This is a genomic window from Pantoea sp. JZ29 (assembly GCF_035190385.1).
Classification (GTDB): Bacteria; Pseudomonadota; Gammaproteobacteria; order Enterobacterales; family Enterobacteriaceae; genus Pantoea; species Pantoea stewartii.
Map to the genome: position 1 here is coordinate 1,262,251 of NZ_CP045241.1, position 18,045 is coordinate 1,280,295.

Annotated in this window: 17 protein-coding genes, 6 tRNA genes and 3 other RNA genes; 11 read left to right on the forward strand and 15 right to left on the reverse strand. The window is 50.8% G+C overall.

Translation table 11 applies throughout. From position 1 onward, the window contains the following. Positions 1 to 238 precede the first annotated feature (238 nt). Both cysK and cysZ read right to left on the reverse strand, forming a co-directional pair. Positions 239 to 1,207: a cysteine synthase A gene (gene cysK, locus GC090_RS06010; protein ID WP_033740801.1), complete on the reverse strand. Its 969-nt coding sequence runs from the start codon at positions 1,205 to 1,207 to the stop codon at positions 239 to 241. Positions 1,208 to 1,348: 141 nt separating this feature from the next. Then, positions 1,349 to 2,116: a sulfate transporter CysZ gene (gene cysZ / locus GC090_RS06015; RefSeq protein ID WP_054687328.1), complete on the reverse strand. Its 768-nt coding sequence runs from the start codon at positions 2,114 to 2,116 to the stop codon at positions 1,349 to 1,351. Positions 2,117 to 2,334: 218 nt separating this feature from the next. On the opposite strand from cysZ, the gene zipA reads away from it, so the two are divergent. The 3 genes from zipA to GC090_RS06030 all read left to right on the forward strand — a co-directional run bounded on the left by zipA (position 2,335) and on the right by GC090_RS06030 (position 5,639). Continuing rightward, positions 2,335 to 3,333 (forward strand): cell division protein ZipA, encoded by a 999-nt coding sequence (gene zipA / locus GC090_RS06020; protein ID WP_324021108.1) that lies wholly within the window; start codon positions 2,335 to 2,337, stop codon positions 3,331 to 3,333. A 67-nt stretch (positions 3,334 to 3,400) separates the two neighbouring features. Next, the gene (gene ligA, locus GC090_RS06025; protein WP_324021110.1) at positions 3,401 to 5,419 is read left to right on the forward strand and encodes an NAD-dependent DNA ligase LigA; all 2,019 of its coding nucleotides are present in this window, start codon (positions 3,401 to 3,403) and stop codon (positions 5,417 to 5,419) included. A gap of 1 nt (position 5,420) precedes the next feature. Continuing rightward, positions 5,421 to 5,639, forward strand: a complete 219-nt coding sequence (locus tag GC090_RS06030; RefSeq protein ID WP_039339860.1) for a DUF3820 family protein — start codon at positions 5,421 to 5,423, stop codon at positions 5,637 to 5,639. A gap of 43 nt (positions 5,640 to 5,682) precedes the next feature. On the opposite strand, the gene GC090_RS06035 is transcribed toward GC090_RS06030, so the two are convergent. After that, the gene (locus GC090_RS06035) at positions 5,683 to 6,690 is read right to left on the reverse strand and encodes a bile acid:sodium symporter family protein (protein ID WP_006117793.1); all 1,008 of its coding nucleotides are present in this window, start codon (positions 6,688 to 6,690) and stop codon (positions 5,683 to 5,685) included. A 95-nt stretch (positions 6,691 to 6,785) separates the two neighbouring features. On the opposite strand from GC090_RS06035, the gene GC090_RS06040 reads away from it, so the two are divergent. Further along, positions 6,786 to 7,706 (forward strand): LysR family transcriptional regulator, encoded by a 921-nt coding sequence (locus GC090_RS06040; RefSeq protein ID WP_033740794.1) that lies wholly within the window; start codon positions 6,786 to 6,788, stop codon positions 7,704 to 7,706. Here the strand turns inward: GC090_RS06040 and GC090_RS06045 are convergent. The 8 genes from GC090_RS06045 to GC090_RS06080 all read right to left on the reverse strand — a co-directional run bounded on the left by GC090_RS06045 (position 7,703) and on the right by GC090_RS06080 (position 9,229). Further along, positions 7,703 to 8,056, reverse strand: coding sequence for a FlxA-like family protein (locus GC090_RS06045; protein WP_006117791.1), 354 nt, complete (start codon positions 8,054 to 8,056; stop codon positions 7,703 to 7,705). The two genes, GC090_RS06040 and GC090_RS06045, sit on opposite strands and share 4 nt — an antisense overlap. A 285-nt stretch (positions 8,057 to 8,341) precedes the next feature. Further along, positions 8,342 to 8,474: non-coding RNA, RtT sRNA (locus tag GC090_RS06050), on the reverse strand. 31 nt (positions 8,475 to 8,505) lie between these two features. Beyond that, positions 8,506 to 8,638: non-coding RNA, RtT sRNA (locus GC090_RS06055), on the reverse strand. Positions 8,639 to 8,669: 31 nt separating this feature from the next. After that, positions 8,670 to 8,802: non-coding RNA, RtT sRNA (locus tag GC090_RS06060), on the reverse strand. A gap of 31 nt (positions 8,803 to 8,833) precedes the next feature. Further along, positions 8,834 to 8,909, reverse strand: a tRNA-Lys gene (locus tag GC090_RS06065). Positions 8,910 to 8,913: 4 nt separating this feature from the next. Next, positions 8,914 to 8,989: transfer RNA gene (locus GC090_RS06070), tRNA-Val, on the reverse strand. 41 nt (positions 8,990 to 9,030) lie between these two features. Beyond that, positions 9,031 to 9,106: transfer RNA gene (locus GC090_RS06075), tRNA-Val, on the reverse strand. 47 nt (positions 9,107 to 9,153) lie between these two features. Further along, positions 9,154 to 9,229, reverse strand: a tRNA-Val gene (locus GC090_RS06080). Positions 9,230 to 9,498: 269 nt separating this feature from the next. Here GC090_RS06080 and gltX point away from each other — a divergent pair. Further along, positions 9,499 to 10,917: a glutamate--tRNA ligase gene (gene gltX / locus GC090_RS06085; RefSeq protein WP_324021112.1), complete on the forward strand. Its 1,419-nt coding sequence runs from the start codon at positions 9,499 to 9,501 to the stop codon at positions 10,915 to 10,917. A gap of 128 nt (positions 10,918 to 11,045) precedes the next feature. Here gltX and GC090_RS06090 read toward each other — a convergent pair whose 3' ends face one another. Then, the gene (locus tag GC090_RS06090; RefSeq protein WP_033740792.1) at positions 11,046 to 11,399 is read right to left on the reverse strand and encodes a YfeC-like transcriptional regulator; all 354 of its coding nucleotides are present in this window, start codon (positions 11,397 to 11,399) and stop codon (positions 11,046 to 11,048) included. Between the two features lie 111 nt (positions 11,400 to 11,510). Further along, entirely contained in the window at positions 11,511 to 12,299 is a 789-nt protein-coding gene (locus GC090_RS06095; RefSeq protein WP_006120379.1) for a formate/nitrite transporter family protein, read from the reverse strand. A gap of 361 nt (positions 12,300 to 12,660) precedes the next feature. Between GC090_RS06095 and GC090_RS06100 the strand changes: the two genes are divergently transcribed. The 6 genes from GC090_RS06100 to GC090_RS06125 all read left to right on the forward strand — a co-directional run bounded on the left by GC090_RS06100 (position 12,661) and on the right by GC090_RS06125 (position 15,663). Then, positions 12,661 to 12,736, forward strand: a tRNA-Ala gene (locus tag GC090_RS06100). 45 nt (positions 12,737 to 12,781) lie between these two features. Beyond that, a tRNA-Ala gene (locus tag GC090_RS06105) sits at positions 12,782 to 12,857 on the forward strand. Between the two features lie 494 nt (positions 12,858 to 13,351). Continuing rightward, entirely contained in the window at positions 13,352 to 13,804 is a 453-nt protein-coding gene (locus tag GC090_RS06110) for an STM2901 family protein (RefSeq protein WP_185199119.1), read from the forward strand. Further along, on the forward strand, positions 13,798 to 14,124 hold the full coding sequence (locus GC090_RS06115) for a DUF1493 family protein (protein ID WP_185199120.1): 327 nt from the start codon (positions 13,798 to 13,800) through the stop codon (positions 14,122 to 14,124). The genes GC090_RS06110 and GC090_RS06115 overlap by 7 nt, the downstream gene beginning before the upstream one ends. Before the next feature lie 30 nt (positions 14,125 to 14,154). Beyond that, positions 14,155 to 14,811 carry a hypothetical protein gene (locus GC090_RS06120; protein ID WP_324021115.1) on the forward strand — a complete coding sequence of 219 codons (657 nt, stop codon included), beginning with the start codon at positions 14,155 to 14,157 and terminating at the stop codon, positions 14,809 to 14,811. Between the two features lie 732 nt (positions 14,812 to 15,543). Further along, positions 15,544 to 15,663, forward strand: a complete 120-nt coding sequence (locus GC090_RS06125) for a DUF1493 family protein (RefSeq protein ID WP_080577421.1) — start codon at positions 15,544 to 15,546, stop codon at positions 15,661 to 15,663. Positions 15,664 to 15,886: 223 nt separating this feature from the next. On the opposite strand, the gene GC090_RS06130 is transcribed toward GC090_RS06125, so the two are convergent. Together GC090_RS06130 and GC090_RS06135 are read right to left on the reverse strand one after the other, a co-directional pair. Further along, the gene (locus tag GC090_RS06130; RefSeq protein ID WP_164482381.1) at positions 15,887 to 16,648 is read right to left on the reverse strand and encodes a nucleotidyltransferase domain-containing protein; all 762 of its coding nucleotides are present in this window, start codon (positions 16,646 to 16,648) and stop codon (positions 15,887 to 15,889) included. Between the two features lie 175 nt (positions 16,649 to 16,823). Then, a complete protein-coding gene (locus tag GC090_RS06135) occupies positions 16,824 to 18,014 on the reverse strand; it encodes a NupC/NupG family nucleoside CNT transporter (RefSeq protein WP_006120376.1) in 1,191 nt (396 codons plus the stop codon). Positions 18,015 to 18,045 lie beyond the last annotated feature (31 nt).

The following is an 18,045-nucleotide window of genomic DNA, read 5'->3' on the forward strand; positions in this document are numbered from 1 at the left end:
GAGTTGAGCACGTCACCGGGTAATTATGCCGTGATTCGCCCTTTCACTAAATCTGAAACTTGATTCAGCTTGATCCACTTCAAAGGAGGATTAATTTCAGGCATCGAAATAATTGGCAGTCTAAATACCAGAGCCACACGACTGAAATCAATTGGCTGCATGGTAAAAGTGAGATCTGTGCCACAAAAAAGCACCCGTCAGGGTGCTTTTTAAGCGTTTGTCCAGGGCGAACTACGGGCTATTGCAGCTCTTTTTCCGTGAAAAGATCGGCGAACAGCGCGGTGCTGAGATAGCGCTCACCGGAAGAAGGAAGAATGACAACGATGTTTTTGTTGGCGTAGGCTTCATCTTCCTGCAACTTCAGCGCGGCGGCAACGGCGGCACCCGAAGAGATACCGGCCAGAATGCCTTCTTCTTCCATCAGGCGACGGGCCGTGGCGATCGCTTCATCATTAGTGATGCCGACAGCTAAATCGATCAGCGCCAAATCCAGGTTACCCGGAATAAAGCCCGCGCCAATCCCCTGAATCTTATGTGGGCCGGGTTTCAGCTCTTCGCCCGCCATCGCCTGCGCAATCACCGGTGAGTCAGTGGGTTCTACGGCCACGGTGATCAAGGATTTCTTACCCTGGGTGTTTTTGATGTAACGGCTTACGCCTGTCAGCGTGCCGCCGGTCCCCACACCGGCAATGAACACATCCACTTCACCATCCGTGTCTTCCCAGATTTCGGGACCGGTGGTTTTCTCGTGAATTTCCGGGTTGGCCGGGTTACTGAACTGCTGCAGCAGCAAATACTTGTCGGGATCGCTGGCCACGATCTCTTCGGCTTTGGCGATCGCGCCTTTCATGCCTTTTGCGCCTTCGGTCAGGACCAGATTTGCGCCCAGGGCTTTAAGCAACTTACGGCGCTCAACAGACATGGTGTCCGGCATGGTCAGCGTCAGTTTGTAACCGCGCGCGGCGGCCACGTAGGCTAATGCAATACCGGTGTTACCGCTGGTCGGTTCAACCAGTTCAATACCTTGCTTAAGAATACCGCGTTTTTCTGCGTCCCAAATCATGTTGGCACCGATACGGCATTTCACACTGAAGCTCGGGTTACGGGACTCAACCTTCGCAAGGATGCGGCCGTTACCGATGCGGTTCAGTCGAACCAGCGGCGTATGACCAATTGTCAAAGAGTTGTCTTCATAGATCTTACTCATAGCCTGTCCTTAACTGTATGAATTATTGGGAACCCTCTGAGCATACCTGTTCTGCCCCGTGGCGGAAGGAAAGAAATCATATATCTATATGTCTCATGGCGATAAGACCTGCCGAAAATTGCATAAGGATAGTTGATATGTTCAGCGCAGGCTTTCACGAGCCAGGTTCGCCCGGTAGCGATCAACCCACATCGCGGTGGCCCCGCACACGGCGACCGGCATAATGGCCAGGTTCACCACGGGAATCATTGTAAAGAGGCTCACCAGCGCGCCAAACTGCATATTGGCTGTCTTGTGCTGGCGTAAGGCATGACGCATCTGCTGAAAACTGACTTTATGGTTATCGAAAGGATAGTCGCAATACTGAACAGACAACATCCAGGCGCTGAACATAAACCACAGCACGGGTGCCACCGTCTGCCCAAAACCCGGAACTAAATAAAGTAATAACAGGCCCAGTGCGCGGGGCAGGTAGTAGCCCAGCTTTTGTAATTCGCGTTTCATGATGCGCGGCACGTCTTTAACCATGCCCAGCCAGCCGCTGTCAGGCAGTGGTTTACCCGTCAGCCGCCCCTCAAGTTGTTCCGCCAGCAGGCCGCAAAACGGCGCGGCAATCAGGTTGGCTATCGTTGAAAAGAAATAGCTAAACACCAGCACCACCGAAATCACCGACAGCGGCCACAGCACATAGCTGAGCCATTGCAGCCAGTCCGGCACATGCGACATCAGTTTGGGGATCCACTCGTCAAGACGGAAAAATAACCAGACAAAGGCGCCGCCTAGCAGCAGGATGTTGACCAGCAAGGGGATGATGACGAAGCGCCGTATGCCCGGTAACCTGATTAGCTTCCAGCCCTGGCTAAAATAGTGCACGCCATTAAAAGAGGAAACGGAATTATTCACAGCCATCGAGCCAGTTCTCCTGAAGATGTTAAGGCGCGCCTACTATAACCTGGCTTTTTCTGCTGACCAGGTGCCGTTTGGGTAAAAAAACAACGAAAAAGTGGCGGTAAGCTATCTTATTTGTGAGAAAATACTGCACAGACTTGCACTTATCTGGCAGGGCAAATACAGTTAGAGAATAAAGTTTGCCGCGGTGGCAAGGTATTGGAACAACAGAGAATACAATGATGCAGGATTTGCGTCTGATATTAATCGTTGTTGGCGCGATCGCCATTATAGCGCTTCTTATTCACGGACTGTGGACCAGCCGTAAAGAACGCTCTTCAGTCTTCCGCGATCGCCCGCACAAACGTTTGAAACAACGTGATGAACATGATGATGAGACGCTGACCGACGACGTTGATGACGGCGTCGGTGAAGTGCGTGTGCGTAATACGCGCGGGCACCAGGAGCCTCGTTTTGACGACATCCACGAGCCACAGCCTGAAGTGCGGCGTGAGCCTGTTAAGGAGCGCCCGCGTCAGCCTTCTGCGCCGCAGCCTGAAAGCGATCCTCTTTTTGACCCGGCACCGCAACCGGAACGTGCGCCACAACGGCCTGCACCGACTCGCCAGCCACCAGCCTTTACCGCACCGCCGGTTCAGGCCGATCCGTTGTTGGATAGCGATCCGCTGGACAGCGTTCAGCCCAATCCTGTTTATCAGGCCGAACCTGAGCCTGACTATGAGCCAGAGCCTGAGGTGGTCAGTCCGCCGCCGCAGCCGAAACAACCTGAACCTCGTCCGCAGACCAGCAGTAAGCCCAAAGAAGCGGTGCTTGTGCTGCATGTCGCGGCGCACTCAGGCGGTCAGCTGAATGGTGAAGCCTTGCTACAGGGCATTTTGCAGGCCGGTTTTCAGTTTGGTGAAATGAACATTTTCCATCGTCATCTCAGTCCGGCAGGCAGCGGTCCTGTGCTGTTTAGTCTGGCTAACATGGTGAAACCCGGTTCCTTCAATCCTGACGAAATGACCGACTTCACCACGCCTGGCGTCTCCATTTTCATGATGGTGCCGTCGTATGGCGATGCGAATCAGAACTTTAAGCTGATGCTACAGTCCGCGCAGCGTATCGCGGACGATGTGGGCGGTGTGGTACTGGATGACGAACGCCGGATGATGACGCCGCAAAAGCTGGAAACCTACAAAGCGCGTATCCGCGATGTGGTCGAATCCCGCGAGTAATCCACACTTTTTCAAATTATTATGATGAACCCCCGCCTGTCGGGGGTTTTTTATCTGATGGGGTTATATGAAATCCGTCCAGGAACACATCACTGAACTGCGCACCACGTTGCGCCATCACGAATACCTGTATCACGTTATGGACGCGCCGGAAGTGCCGGATGCGGAATACGATCGCCTCATGCGGGAACTGCGGGATCTGGAAGCACAGCATCCTGATCTGATCACGCCTGATTCCCCCACGCAGCGCGTAGGGGCCGCCCCGTTGATGGTGTTTGAGCAGGTACGCCATGAAGTGCCGATGCTGTCACTGGATAACGCGTTCGATGAACCCAGCTTCAGGGCCTTCAATAAGCGTGTCCAGGATCGTCTGAAAAGCACCGACGATCTCACCTATTGCTGTGAACTCAAGCTGGATGGCCTGGCGGTCAGCCTGCTGTATGAAGATGGCTTATTAACGCGCGCGGCGACGCGCGGCGATGGCACAACAGGCGAAAATATCACGACGAATGTGCGGACGATCCGTGCCATTCCGCTGCGCCTCAAAGGGGACAATATTCCCGCCAGAGTAGAAGTGCGTGGAGAAGTGTTTATGACGCAAAGCGGCTTTGAAAAACTCAATGCCGAGGCGCGCCGTACAGAGGGCAAAGTCTTTGCCAATCCACGCAATGCGGCAGCGGGCTCGTTGCGCCAGCTGGATCCCCGTATCACCGCGAAACGACCGCTAACGTTCTTCTGCTATGGACTGGGCCTGCTGGAAGGGGGCGAGATGCCCCGCAGCCACATGGCGCGACTGCAACAGTTCAAAGCCTGGGGCCTGCCGGTCAGCGACCGTATTCGTCTGGTGCAGAACGCCGATGAAGCGCTGGCGTTTTATCACGAGGTTGAATCAGAGCGGGCCACGCTGGGTTTTGATATCGACGGCGTGGTGATTAAAGTCGATTCGCAGGAATTGCAGGAAAAGCTGGGCTTTGTCGCGCGCGCGCCGCGCTGGGCCGTGGCGTTCAAGTTTCCTGCGCAGGAGCAGATGACGATTGTGCGTGACGTCGAGTTCCAGGTGGGGCGGACGGGCGCTATTACACCTGTTGCCCGGCTGGAACCCGTTCAGGTGGCAGGCGTGATGGTCAGCAATGCCACATTGCATAATGCCGATGAAATTGAACGCCTTGGCCTGCGCATTGGCGACAAAGTCGTGATTCGTCGTGCCGGCGATGTGATTCCTCAGGTGGTCAACGTTGTAACCACCGAACGGCCTGACAATGCCCGTGAGATCGTGTTTCCCTCTCAGTGCCCGGTATGCGGTTCCGATGTTGAACGCGTTGAGGGCGAGGCGGTCACGCGGTGTACCGGTGGCTTAATCTGTGGCGCACAGCGCAAAGAAGCGCTGAAGCATTTTGTGTCGCGGCGCGCCATGGACGTTGACGGCATGGGTGACAAGATTATCGATCAACTGGTCGAGAAAGAGTACGTCAAAACCCCGGCCGATCTGTTCCGGCTCAGCCGTGAAACCCTGACCGGGTTAGATCGTATGGGCGCGAAGTCGGCGCAGAATGTGGTCGACGCGCTGGAAAAAGCCAAATCCACTACGCTGGCGCGTTTCCTCTATGCGCTGGGTATTCGCGAAGTCGGCGAAGCCACGGCGGCAAACCTGGCCAGTCATTTTGGCGATCTGCAAAAGGTCATGGATGCCGATCTGGACGCGCTGATTGCGGTTCAGGATGTGGGCACGGTCGTCGCGAAGCACGTACGTCACTTCATGGAAGAAGAGAGCAACCGCGAGGTGATCCGGCAGCTGGTTGAAGATATTGGTATCCACTGGCCCCAGGTGGTGGCGGTGAACCCCGGCGAGATCGACAGTCCGTTTGCAGGCAAGACCGTAGTGTTAACGGGCTCACTCTCGCAGATGAACCGGGACGATGCCAAAGCGCGACTCATCGAACTCGGTGCCAAAGTCAGCGGCAGCGTATCGAAGAAAACCGATTTGCTGATCGCAGGAGAAGCTGCGGGTTCGAAGCTGGCAAAAGCGCAGGAGCTGGGCATCGAGATCATTGATGAAGCCGAAATGATCCGGCGACTCGGTACCTGAGATGGATAAGCAGGCGCTGATCGAGATTGCGAATACGGCCATGCCGTTTGGCAAATATAAAGGCCGGATGCTGATTGATTTGCCAGAGCCCTATCTGCTGTGGTTCGCCCGCAGCGGCGAGTTTCCGGCTGGTCGTTTGGGGGAGCTGATGCAGCTTACCCTGGCGATAAAAATTGAAGGGCTGGAAGGGTTAGTTAAACCTTTAAAGCGTGGTGACTGAGTTCGCGGCCTCGCATGAGGCCGCTTGTCTGAACGTGTTTCCGTTATTTCTGCGATTCCACGACAGCCGCTTTGCTTTTCTCCGCCTGCAACGCATTGGTTCGCTTGTAACGTCCGGCAATAAACGAGCACACCATCAACTGAACCTGGTGAAAAATCATCAGTGGCAAGACGATGATACCCACCGCGCTGGCGGGGAACAGGATATTGGCCATCGGCACGCCGTTCGCCAGGCTCTTTTTCGAGCCACAGAACAACACCACGATTTCATCGGGACGACTGAAGCCAAACAGGCGCGCAGCTAGATAGTTAATAATCAGCACCAGCGTCAGGAGCAGGATGCAGCCCGCCAGAATCCACAGCAGCGTATCAATCCCGACGCGTTTCCAGATGCCGTTCACCACCGCTTCGCTGAACGCGGAATAAACCACCAACAGAATGGACGTCTGATCGGTGATGCCAATCAGGCTACGGTTCCTTTCCACCCAACCGCTAATCCAGCGGCGTGACAGATGACCTAAAACAAACGGCACTAACAGTTGCAGCATGATTTTACCCACCTGCTCAAGGCCATCGCCTGGTCCGTTACTGTTGACGTCCATCACCAGATTAACCAGCAGCGGGGAGACGAAAACACCTAACAGGCTGGATGCCGATGCGCTGCACACCGCCGCAGCCACATTGCCGCCAGCCATTGAGGTGAAGGCGATGGCCGACTGGACGGTGGCAGGCAAAATGCAGAGGTAAAGGAAGCCGGTATAAATTTCTGCGCCGACGTTAACCGGATGCCACCAGACAATCAGCAGCCCCAGCGCCGGGAACATAACAAACGTACTGCACATGATCCAAAGGTGAAGCCGCCAGTGGCTGCTGCCTGCGATGATTTTTTCGCGTGACAGTTTGGCACCGTGCATGAAGAACAGCAGGGCGATGGCGGCGGTGGTCAGGTACGTGAAAAAGTCCACGAAGCCGCCTCTCGCCGGAATGAAAGAGGCCAGAAGTACAGTGATGATCAGCTTGATCATCATCGGGTCAATACGGAGAAATCCCATCGTTAAAATCCGGTTAAATTAAGTCTGGAGTGATTGTGCGCGATGAGGGTTTAGAAATAAAATTGATTTATTAAATGAATCTATGCGAGAAATTAATGAATTACTCCCTACGTCAGTTACGCACCTTTGTGGCCGTTGCGCATTATGGTGGCTTTAGCCAGGCAGGGCAGGCGATTGGGCTGAGTCAGTCTGCGGTCAGCCACAGCATTAAAGAGCTGGAAGCGGAAACGGGCGTCCGCTTGCTGGATCGCACGACGCGCGAGGTGGTGCTGACCGAAGCCGGGCAGCAGCTGGCTTCGCGTATGGAAAGGTTGCTGGAAGAGATAAACACCACGCTGCTGGATATTCGTAGCTATGGCGAACAACGCAGTGGTACGGTACGCATCGCAGCGAGTCAGACGATCTCAGCCCACCTGATGCCGCAATGCCTTGCCGCCAGTCAGCAGAGCTACCCGGAAATAAAGATCATCCTGCACGATCGGGTGCAGCAGGCCGTGCTTCAGAGCGTACGTCACGCCGAAGTCGATTTTGGCATTGTGATTGGCCCGCTGAATGACAGTGAATTCGATTGCTGCGCCATACTGGATGAACCCTTTTTACTGCTGTGCCGGGAGGATGATCCGCTTGCTGAGGTCGGGCAGGCAAGGTGGCCGATGTTGGAGGGACGTACGATGGTGCTTCAGGATTATGCGTCGGGCAGCCGGATATTAATTGACGCGGCGTTACGTCAGCAGAACATCAGTATCAATGTGGTTCAGGAAATCGGTCATCCGGCCACGCTGTTTCCTATGGTTGATGCAGGTATCGGGATCAGCATTTTACCCGCGCTGGCGTTACCGCTTCCTGCGGGGCGCGCGTTAACGGTAAGACGTCTCTATCCTGAGATCAATCGCAGCCTGACATTAATTAAGCGCAAGAATCGCTCGTTAACGCCTGCGGGCGAGGCCATATGGCAGGAGGTGCGTCAGCAGGGAGCTCTGCTGACGCAACAACGTGCTTCCAGTCCTGCGTTTTAAATATAGACGTCGAGCTGATTATTTTGGGTAGGGCGATTGACGCCGTCGGCTGACACGGTTTTACCTTCTTTTTCCGCCTGTTTCGCTTCGGCTTTTTGTTGCTCTTTGCGTTGCAGCTGCTGGATTTGCGCTTCTAAAACCTGAATCTGCGCTTTGATTGTATCCTGCTGCTTCTTCTTTTCTTCGGTGGTCAGTGTCTTATCATCGCCCAGACTTTTTAACTGGTCGTTCAGGCGCGAAATCTGCTTATTCAGACTGGCAATTTGTGCTGCCGTGTCTGATGACGCGCTTGTCGTATCTGACGTTGAGCCACTGCCGATGCTCGGTGTGCTGGTTGAAATAGTTGTCATGATGATCTCCTTGCAATTAGACGTTTTAGGTTATCGGATGCGCGCGGCAAAAGCTTAATGCCTCAAAATGTTAAATTTACGAAAAGATTTTTACAGATTAACGTTAGTCCTTACCATTCAGTTGAGTAGACGGGTAACGGTGGCGGATACGGCTGTTGGTTTCATTATTTCGGCAGTGGGAAAAAGCAGGGCGGGTAACTGAACCTGCGGCAGAGTCTCATTCCGCACGTCAGGCAGCGGAGCGCAGAAACGAAAAAAGCGCCAGAAGGCGCTTTTTTCTGAATTTGGTGGGTCGTGCAGGATAGTCTTCAGCCCGGCGGGCCTCGCCCTTCGGGTGATGCTGGCGCATCAGCCTGAATCGCTGCGCGATTCAGTCGAACCTGCAGCAGGTTCTCATCCTGCACTTTTTGCGCATAGCAAAAAGGCGCCTTTAGGGCGCCTTTCTACATTGGTGGGTCGTGCAGGATTGCCTTCGGCCCGGCGGGCCTTGCCCTTCGGGTGATGCTGGCGCATCAGCCTGAATCGCTGCGCGATTCAGTCGAACCTGCAGCAGGTTCTCATCCTGCACTTTTTGCGCATAGCAAAAAGGCGCCTTTAGGGCGCCTTTCTACATTGGTGGGTCGTGCAGGATAGCCTTCGGCCCGGCGGGCCTCGCCCTTCGGGTGATGCTGGCGCATCAGCCTGAATCGCTGCGCGATTCAGTCGAACCTGCAGCAGGTTCTCATCCTGCACTTTTTGCGCATAGCAAAAAGGCGCCTTTAGGGCGCCTTTCTACATTGGTGGGTCGTGCAGGATTCGAACCTGCGACCAATTGATTAAAAGTCAACTGCTCTACCAACTGAGCTAACGACCCGAAGTGGTGGGTGATGACGGGTTCGAACCGCCGACCCCCTCCTTGTAAGGGAGATGCTCTACCAACTGAGCTAATCACCCACTTCGGTACTGCTTCACAAGAGTGTCATCTGACTAAGATATGGTGGGTGATGACGGGTTCGAACCGCCGACCCCCTCCTTGTAAGGGAGATGCTCTACCAACTGAGCTAATCACCCATATCTTATCTCTTGTCACTGCGGGCCATCTTAAACCTTCTTAAGAGTGGTGGGTGATGACGGGTTCGAACCGCCGACCCCCTCCTTGTAAGGGAGATGCTCTACCAACTGAGCTAATCACCCCCGCTGTGTGGAGTCGCATTATAGGGATAGTTGATTTTGAGTCAACGCTTTTTAAAACTTAATTGTGCGTTCGGTTTAATTTTAAACATCTCGCAGGGATTTTATCCAATATGCTGGTTTTCTTAGCAGAAATGCGGGCTTTGCTGCCGCTCTGCTACGTTGCATGCATTGAGGATTCATCATCAGATGCTAGAATGTGCGCACTGTTTTCGCGTCTAACCTGTTTTTTGTCATCCAGACAAGAACCCGCGCATTTAAGGCAATACTGAATGAAAATCAAAACTCGCTTCGCGCCAAGCCCTACTGGCTTTTTACATGTAGGCGGTGCTCGTACCGCACTCTATTCATGGCTCTTTGCTCGTCATCATCAGGGCGAGTTTGTGCTGCGCATCGAAGATACCGATCTGGAGCGTTCAACACCGGAAGCCATTGAAGCCATTATGGACGGTATGAACTGGCTGAGTCTGGACTGGGATGAAGGCCCGTATTATCAGACCAAACGCTTTGATCGCTACAACGCCGTCATTGATGAAATGCTGGAAGCAGGCACGGCTTATAAATGCTACTGCTCTAAAGAGCGTCTCGAAACGCTGCGTGAAACCCAAATGGCGAACGGTGAAAAACCGCGTTACGACGGCCGTTGCCGCGACAGCTACGAGCACCATGCCGCAGACGAACCTCATGTGGTGCGCTTCCGTAACCCGCAGGAAGGCTCGGTCATTTTTGATGACCAGATTCGTGGCCCGATTGAATTCAGTAATCAGGAACTGGACGACCTGATTATTCGCCGTACCGACGGCTCGCCAACCTACAACTTCTGTGTCGTGGTTGATGACTGGGATATGGGCATTACGCATGTTGTGCGCGGTGAAGACCATATCAATAACACACCACGTCAGATCAACATTCTGAAAGCCATCGGGGCTCAGGTACCGGTTTATGCGCATGTTTCCATGATCCTGGGCGATGACGGTAAAAAACTGTCTAAGCGCCATGGTGCAGTCGGTGTTATGCAGTACCGTGATGATGGTTACCTGCCGGAAGCGCTGCTCAACTATCTGGTGCGTCTGGGCTGGTCCCATGGCGATCAGGAAGTGTTCTCCGTTAAAGAAATGACAGAGCTGTTTAGCCTGGACGCGGTGAGCAAATCTGCCAGCGCCTTTAATACGGAAAAACTGCAGTGGTTAAATCATCATTATATTAATGCGCTGCCACCGGAGTACGTTGCCACGCATCTGCAATGGCACATCGAGCAGCAAAACATTGATACGCGTACCGGCCCGGAGCTGGCGAAACTGGTTACGCTGTTGGGGGAACGTTGCAAAACGCTGAAAGAGATGGCGGCATCCTGCCACTATTTCTACCAGGACTTCACAGAGTTCGATGCGGATGCCGCGAAAAAGCATTTACGTCCGGTCGCCCGCCAGCCACTGGAACTGGTTCGCGATAAACTGGCTGCATTGACTGACTGGAATGCCGAAACGGTGCATGCCGCTATCCAGCAGGCTGCCGATGAGTTAGGCGTCGGTATGGGTAAAGTCGGTATGCCATTGCGTGTAGCCGTTACCGGAGCAGGGCAGTCACCGGGACTGGATGTGACGGTCGAAGCGATTGGCCGCAGCCGTAGCGTTGAGCGTATTGAGAAAGCGCTGACCTTTATTGCTGAGCGCGAAGCGCAGAGCGAATAATCTTTCTTTTTGACGGCAGGGGGTGATGTTATCAGGACACTTACTGACAACACCCGACTAAAGTCTGAGCCGCGGGACGTGATTGTCAGCGGCGCAAAAAAACCGGAAGCCTCGCGCTTCCGGTTTTCTTATTCTTCACGAATGCCCAGACGCTCAAGCACACCTTTTATCCCTTCCCGCAAAATCAGGGCCATAAGTTGATCCTGTTCATTCTGGCTCATTTGCTGGACAGAACTTATTAATAACGCAGGTAATGAATTAGGTGGAGGAGTATAATTGCCTGTAGGTTCATTGAGATTACGTGTCGACTGAATAAAGCTTTTTACGCGCTCATCAATGTGGATCAGTCTCGCTTTTCCGCCCTGAACGCCGGGTTTTGGCGTCGTCGTCCAGTTCTCGCGTTTGATCCATTTGTTCACCGTCTGCCGACTGTAGCCCGTTTCGATTGCCAGTTCTTCCGGAGTAAGCCATTCCTTTTTCACGATGCTGTCCCTGTTCAATACATTAGCTATACATATTACAGGAAATCGTAACGGGTGAAAGTAACGGAAAACGAAATTGCCTTTTGTCTCTCAACAAAAGGCAATGAGGAATTATTGCGCAGTGTGTGCCTGTTCGGCAGCGGGGCGGAACGCCAGGAAGTAAGCCAGACCCACGAAGACGGCACCGCCTACAGCATTACCTAAAAATACCGCCACAAAATTCGGGAAGTATTCAGCCCAGGTCATCTGACCGGCGAAAATCGCCGCAGGAATAATGAACATGTTGGCGACAACGTGCTGGAAACCAATCGCCACGAACGCCATCACCGGGAACCACATGCCAAAAATTTTACCGACGACATCTTTACTGGCGAATGCCAGCCAGACGGCCAGGCACACCAGCCAGTTACAGCCAATGCCGGAGATAAAGGCATGCAGGAAATCGGCATGCACCTTCGCATTCGCAATCGCCAGCGTTTTTTTCAGGTAATCACCTTCGGTCATGGCCAGCATGTGACCAAAGAACCAGGCAATCGCGATGCTGCCGAGGAAGTTCGCAATCGTTACCCAGAACCAGTTACGTAATACGCTGTAACCGCTAACACGGCGGGCAAACCAGGCAATGGGCAGCGTCATCATGTTACCCGTTAGCAGCTCGCCCCCGGCCAGAATGGTCAGGATCAATCCCACCGGGAACACGGCAGCCCCTAAAAAGCCACCAAATGACCCCCAGTCTGCGGGTAAAGAGTTAATGACGTGAACATCCAGCAGGAACCCTGTAGCAATAAAGGCACCGGCCATGAAACCAAGAATGATAAGGGAGCTAATGGAGGCATGGCTTTTGGCCACCCCTGCCTGAATCGCCAGTTGGGCGATCTCTTTAGGTGTATGCAGCGACATATATTCTCTATTGATTTTAGTGGTGGAGCGAAAACGCCTGGTTGAAGAACGGTGCGCTGGAGAAAACCATGCAGCCGTATTAAATAGCGGGCTAAGTTTTACACGACATTACAGGGAAGACAAGATAATTCCTATAACATATTTAACGATGCATTAACTTAACGCCGATCAAAAAGGTTTAACCCCGACCAGACACCTTACATCATATTAACAAGCTCTTTTTCTGCGCAAACGGACGTCATCGCGTTAAGTTTGCCGTCTTTTTCAGCGATCAAACACAGAATGTGATTTTGCCGTTGACACTCCCTGGGGGGTTTCATATTATGCCGTCCGTCGCGTAACACGACGGTTTTTTCGGTTCGGGGCTATAGCTCAGCTGGGAGAGCGCTTGCATGGCATGCAAGAGGTCAGCGGTTCGATCCCGCTTAGCTCCACCAAACTTCTCCCAAAAGTTTGGCACTGAAAAAACGATTTCCAGATGTGGGGGTATAGCTCAGCTGGGAGAGCGCTTGCATGGCATGCAAGAGGTCAGCGGTTCGATCCCGCTTATCTCCACCAATCATCTTTTTCTCTTCAAAATCAATAAGTTAAAAGATTTCGAGTGAGTGACTTTACTCATATACTGCCACAGTGTTGTTAGTGGCGATTTGTGAGAATAACATCCCTGTGGCCTGTAGTTAATAGCTCGAACAGGTAGCAGTTCAAAACTCGAAAGCTAATGACGCGCCTCCGTCTCAAAACACTTCTTACAAAACAGTCTGATCACACGCATTTAAGCCGGATGTGCGGCCATACACGGCCACTAAACAGGTTTATGGTGGTAATGCTCCGGTAGCTACAGATCCGGCTCTGCCAGCGTCTCAGCCACGCTCCCGCAAGGGTACACGGTTATCCTGATGAGGTGTGGTCGTTCTGGACAATTGATGAAGTCGCTACGCTCCGCTTGTTGGTAGTATTACCAACGGGGCTTATTGGCTCCTATGGTTTTTTTATATAGACACCTTCAAAACTGACTCATATGATAAAACAATCTTATCTGTGAGACTGCTAGCATGGATACAACAGAAGAGTTAAACGGGACGTACTTCTATAAAGGTGTATCTAACCTTTCAGCAGGCGAGTTGTTTTTCTGGGTATTTCTTGATGCTGTAGATGAGCAACTTGGGGTATCAGATATTGCTGCTGCTACTTTCATCATCGTTGGACAACCAAATCGTCCAACACGTGGCAAAATTGGCGGTACAATGACGACTAAAGGCACTTCCCTAATCTCAGAGACAGCAAGACGCTATATCAATGTTGAACTTCCTTTCAGACTTCCCACACTCACTAATTCCAGCATAAAAAGATTGAGGTTTTCATTCGTTACCAATCTTGGCGCTTTTGTCGGACGGACTGTGCCGATATTGGGCTGGGTTATTGTCGCTTCAGACATATCAAAAATTGCTTTCAATGCCACGACTAACTACAACCGCATAGCACGAGGTAATGATAAGTTATGGTAACTGACGAGCAAGTCTTGGATTTTTTTCGCCAAAATTTACCGCAGGTCAGAACGTTCAGCTTCAAAATCGTTCCACTTGAAATCAATGATACGTTACAGGAATACGCAGAATTTGATGATCTGGTTGAAGCTATTAATAAGTATTCTGACCAATTCAATATCGATGTTTCAAAGTTGAATATTGACAATTATTACCCATGGAAAACCCCTTGGTTCTTCCATGAATGGTTTAAAAAAGAGCCAGTAAAACAAAATAAGAAGCCTCTGACAGTAAGGATGTTCGCTGAATCAGCAAAGGCAGGTCGTTGGATCTATGAATAGTTGCTTTATAATATTTGACAGGAACAAATAATGAGAGGGATGTGCAAATTATGTTTAGCGGAAAGTGATTTACAACAATCGCACGTTATCCCCAGAAGCTATTTTAAGCGGCTTAAAAAAGAAAATGGTAAAATTGTTGTTTTTGAAGATGGGATAAAATCCTTAGTAGGCAATTTTGATCCTAAAGAGCCTATGCTATGCAGGAATTGTGAGCAATTTTTGTCTATTAATTACGAGCAGTACGGAATTAGAGTATTAAGAGATCACAAAAATTTCAGGAAAAATGCAGACCACATCATCATAGGATCTTTTCAGTATGAAAGATTTTACCTCTATCTACTCAGTATCCTTTGGAGGGCTTCAATTGCAAAGGACGCTTATTATGATACTGTGCAGGGCACAGAGAGCTTAGATGATTTATTTAGACATTTTATTGCGGAGAAGAAACTAAGGATTAACAAGCTTAGCGGCTTAAGGTTAGACCATTTTATCAAGGTTTCAGTTTTTAGAATTGTTGATAGTACATTTCATATCTCAGATGAAATTATCAAAGATATATTATCAAACTTTGTACAGAAAATGAGTGAAACTCATAAAGGAATAACTTGGTATTTTATAGTTGAGGGGTTTATTATCTATTATAATTTTTTTCATAGGGAAAGACTTTCACGAGATAAGAGCAACTAAGTTTTTATTCCAACTCAAAAAGGGAAGTCACCAAAAAATCCTCAAAGTAGAGATTACCCAAAGCAAAACGTTAATTGATTTATTCAATAGTATGATAAGAGGATAATAGTAATTAGCAGCACTTTGAAAAAATATTGATATTTTTTTATGAGTTAATTATATGTGTTTTAATCCTATTGAAGGCTATTTAAATTTGATTGAAAATCAATCTCCCTCACAGGGTGATGTGTAAGAGATTATACCTTATTATGGTTGATTTATTCTAAAATATTAGTGAGTTACAATTATTTAATCTTCATCCTACTGTGGGCGGGTGTGCCTCATATCCCCTCAATGACATACCACATAAAAATAATCACAATTACCACCTCCCCGCTCCAGGCAACTACATTTTCTCCCCCTGCTCTATGTCCGCTCGGGGAGTATTAATCATGCCGGAATTCTGTTTATGAATGGAGCAGGATTTTGGGTCAGAGTCAAAGCAGCCCGAAAATACCGAGTGAGTGACTTTATTCATACTTTTCCACAGAATGTTAGTGGCGGTTTGTGAAAATAATCCGCTTTGGTCTGTAGTCACATCTCCCGAACAGGCATCATCGTTCCACTTCAAATCAATGACAGGTTACAGGAATGCGCAGAATTTGATGATTTAGTTGAAGCGCTAGATCAGTATTCTGACCAGTTCCAAATCGGTGTTCAACACTGAATATTGATAATGACTATCCCTGGAAAATGTCATGGTTTTTCAGAAAATGGTTTACGACTGAACCAGTTAAGCAAGACAAAAATTCTCTGACGGTAAAAATGTTTGCTGAATCAGTAAAGGCAGGGCGTTGGCTAATGGGGAGATGATTTATCCTTTTAATGAAATAAGAATTCAAAGGGTGCCAGTCAGGGAGGGACGTTGCTAATAAGCGATAAAACGATCCTGTTAGTGGGGGTTAACCTGTCAGTTTCACCTGTAAATTAACTATTCATTTTAAAACACCGCCTGGCTCATACGGACGGGTGAGTTGAGCCTGCATCGCCTTCTCGTTTTATCGGGCGCTTTTCATATTTCCCTCGTACGTTCTCGTTACGATTGTTCTAACTGCTGAACCAGCCATCCCCTGAACGCGTCAAGCTGCGAGATAAATTCCCTGGCTGATGCGCCGGGCTGATAACTTTCGGCGAGAAAGAAGGCGATGGCAGCTTCCTGGTCGGGATAACGCAGAACAAAGCGCGATACATGCTCGGCAAGCGTTGCAGGCCAGTCCGCGTCGCTATCCTGGCGCAGCATATTCGTTGAGCGAATGACTTTTCTGGCGGCGGCGCGTTGCCACTGCTGGCGGCCGGGCAAGGCGCAGGACAGTTTCGCGACATACTCGTCTAAAACCTCTGTGAAATCGCCATTTAGTGCCCTCGCCAGCGCTTTCGAGGGTCTGAACCGGTTAAAACGCACCGATAAATCTTCACCGTAAAGGCAGCGGCAGTGATGCTTTAGCCAGTATCCCCATGTATTAAGGTTGTTCGGATCCATCACCTCACTTAGCGTGCCTTTATCAACGTCAATGTTACTGACGACAGGATGCCTTGCCGTAAGCCTCTCTTTTACGGCCGCCAGGCTGTCGCGCGTAGCGGGCGCGAGCGGATGACGAAAGACAAGACAGACATCCAGATCAGACTGCCCTTCGACGGCTGTGCCAAACGCAACGCTGCCATAGAGCCACAGGCTGTGAAGATCATCGCCGACGGTCAGACGGAGTTGATGAATAGTATCGTCAACGATTGCCTGAAACGCCGGTTGAAAGGCGGTCACAGGTGGAACGGCGATGTAACCCTCGGCATCCAACGCCATAAACGCTCCTTTAAGAAGAGAGAGGACTGTGTGGCAAGGGGCAGGCTGCAAGCTGCTGTCAATGCAAAGTAGCAGGGTGACTCAGGAAGGGTAAAGCGTAAGCGTTAAACCGTCTCTGGTTAAAAGCAACAAGGCGAGCCAGTTGGCTCGCCTTGTCTGTTGCGTAAGCCCGGAATCAGAATGCCAGCACCAGGCCTGCAATGGCTGCGGACAGCACGCTGACCAGCGTTGAGCCATACAGCAGTTTCAGGCCGAAGCGCGAAACGACGTTGCCTTGCTCTTCATTCAGGCCTTTAATCGCGCCCGCGACGATGCCGATAGACGAGAAGTTAGCAAAAGACACCAGGAATACCGACAGAATACCTTCGGCATTTGGCGACAGCTGGCTGGCGATTTTCTGCAGATCCATCATCGCCACAAACTCATTGGAAACCAGTTTCGTTGCCATGATGCTGCCAACCTGCAGCGCTTCGCCTGATGGCACGCCCATCACCCAGGCAAAAGGATAGAAGACGTAACCCAGCACGCCCTGGAACGTGATACCGAAAATGAAGTCAAACAGCGCATTCAGGCCAGAAATGAGGGCGATAAAACCAATCAGCATTGCTGCGACGATGATGGCTACACGGAAACCAGCCAGGATATATTCGCCCAGCATTTCAAAGAAGCTCTGACCCTGGTGCAGATCCTGCAACTGCAGGTCTTCTTCGTTATCGACGCGGTAAGGGTTGATCAGCGACAGTACAATAAAGGTACTGAACATGTTCAGCACCAGCGCAGCAACCACATACTTAGGCTGCAGCATGGTCATGTAGGCACCCACAATCGACATGGACACGGTGGACATCGCGGTCGCCGCCATCGTGTACATACGACGCTGTGACATTTTGCCCAGAATGTCTTTATACGCGATAAAGTTCTCAGACTGTCCCAAAATCAGAGAGCTTACGGCGTTAAACGATTCCAGTTTACCCATGCCGTTGATCTTAGACAGCACCGTACCGATGCCGCGAATCACCCATGGCAGGATGCGGAAGTGCTGAAGAATCCCGATCAGCGCCGAAATGAACACAATCGGACACAGGACGTTCAGGAAGAAGAAGGCCAGACCTTTATCGTTCATGTTGCCAAAGACAAAGTTGGTGCCCTGAGCCGCATATTTCAGAAGATGGTCGAAGAAACCGGCGAAGCCTTTGACGAATCCCAGACCGGCTTCTGAGTTCAGGAAGAACCAGGCAAGAATGATTTCGATAACCAGAAGCTGAATAATGTAGCGAACCCGAATACTTTTTCTGTCGTGGCTGACCAGCAAGGCCAGCACACTGACTACCACTAGTGCTAAAAGAAACTGCAAAATATGGGACATGTTTGCTCCAAATTTGAGGAGGATTGTATTT

Bases quoted from the DNA above. Each gene is read 5' to 3' on its own strand.
- cysK (WP_033740801.1), bottom strand. From the start codon at position 1,207: ATGAGTAAGATCTATGAAGACAACTCTTTGACAATTGGTCATACGCCG.
- cysZ (WP_054687328.1), bottom strand. From the start codon at position 2,116: ATGGCTGTGAATAATTCCGTTTCCTCTTTTAATGGCGTGCACTATTTT.
- zipA (WP_324021108.1), top strand. From the start codon at position 2,335: ATGATGCAGGATTTGCGTCTGATATTAATCGTTGTTGGCGCGATCGCC.
- ligA (WP_324021110.1), top strand. From the start codon at position 3,401: ATGAAATCCGTCCAGGAACACATCACTGAACTGCGCACCACGTTGCGC.
- GC090_RS06030 (WP_039339860.1), top strand. From the start codon at position 5,421: ATGGATAAGCAGGCGCTGATCGAGATTGCGAATACGGCCATGCCGTTT.
- GC090_RS06035 (WP_006117793.1), bottom strand. From the start codon at position 6,690: ATGGGATTTCTCCGTATTGACCCGATGATGATCAAGCTGATCATCACT.
- GC090_RS06040 (WP_033740794.1), top strand. From the start codon at position 6,786: ATGAATTACTCCCTACGTCAGTTACGCACCTTTGTGGCCGTTGCGCAT.
- GC090_RS06045 (WP_006117791.1), bottom strand. From the start codon at position 8,056: ATGACAACTATTTCAACCAGCACACCGAGCATCGGCAGTGGCTCAACG.
- gltX (WP_324021112.1), top strand. From the start codon at position 9,499: ATGAAAATCAAAACTCGCTTCGCGCCAAGCCCTACTGGCTTTTTACAT.
- GC090_RS06095 (WP_006120379.1), bottom strand. From the start codon at position 12,299: ATGTCGCTGCATACACCTAAAGAGATCGCCCAACTGGCGATTCAGGCA.
- GC090_RS06110 (WP_185199119.1), top strand. From the start codon at position 13,352: ATGGATACAACAGAAGAGTTAAACGGGACGTACTTCTATAAAGGTGTA.
- GC090_RS06115 (WP_185199120.1), top strand. From the start codon at position 13,798: ATGGTAACTGACGAGCAAGTCTTGGATTTTTTTCGCCAAAATTTACCG.
- GC090_RS06120 (WP_324021115.1), top strand. From the start codon at position 14,155: ATGAGAGGGATGTGCAAATTATGTTTAGCGGAAAGTGATTTACAACAA.
- GC090_RS06125 (WP_080577421.1), top strand. From the start codon at position 15,544: ATGTCATGGTTTTTCAGAAAATGGTTTACGACTGAACCAGTTAAGCAA.
- GC090_RS06130 (WP_164482381.1), bottom strand. From the start codon at position 16,648: ATGGCGTTGGATGCCGAGGGTTACATCGCCGTTCCACCTGTGACCGCC.
- GC090_RS06135 (WP_006120376.1), bottom strand. From the start codon at position 18,014: ATGTCCCATATTTTGCAGTTTCTTTTAGCACTAGTGGTAGTCAGTGTG.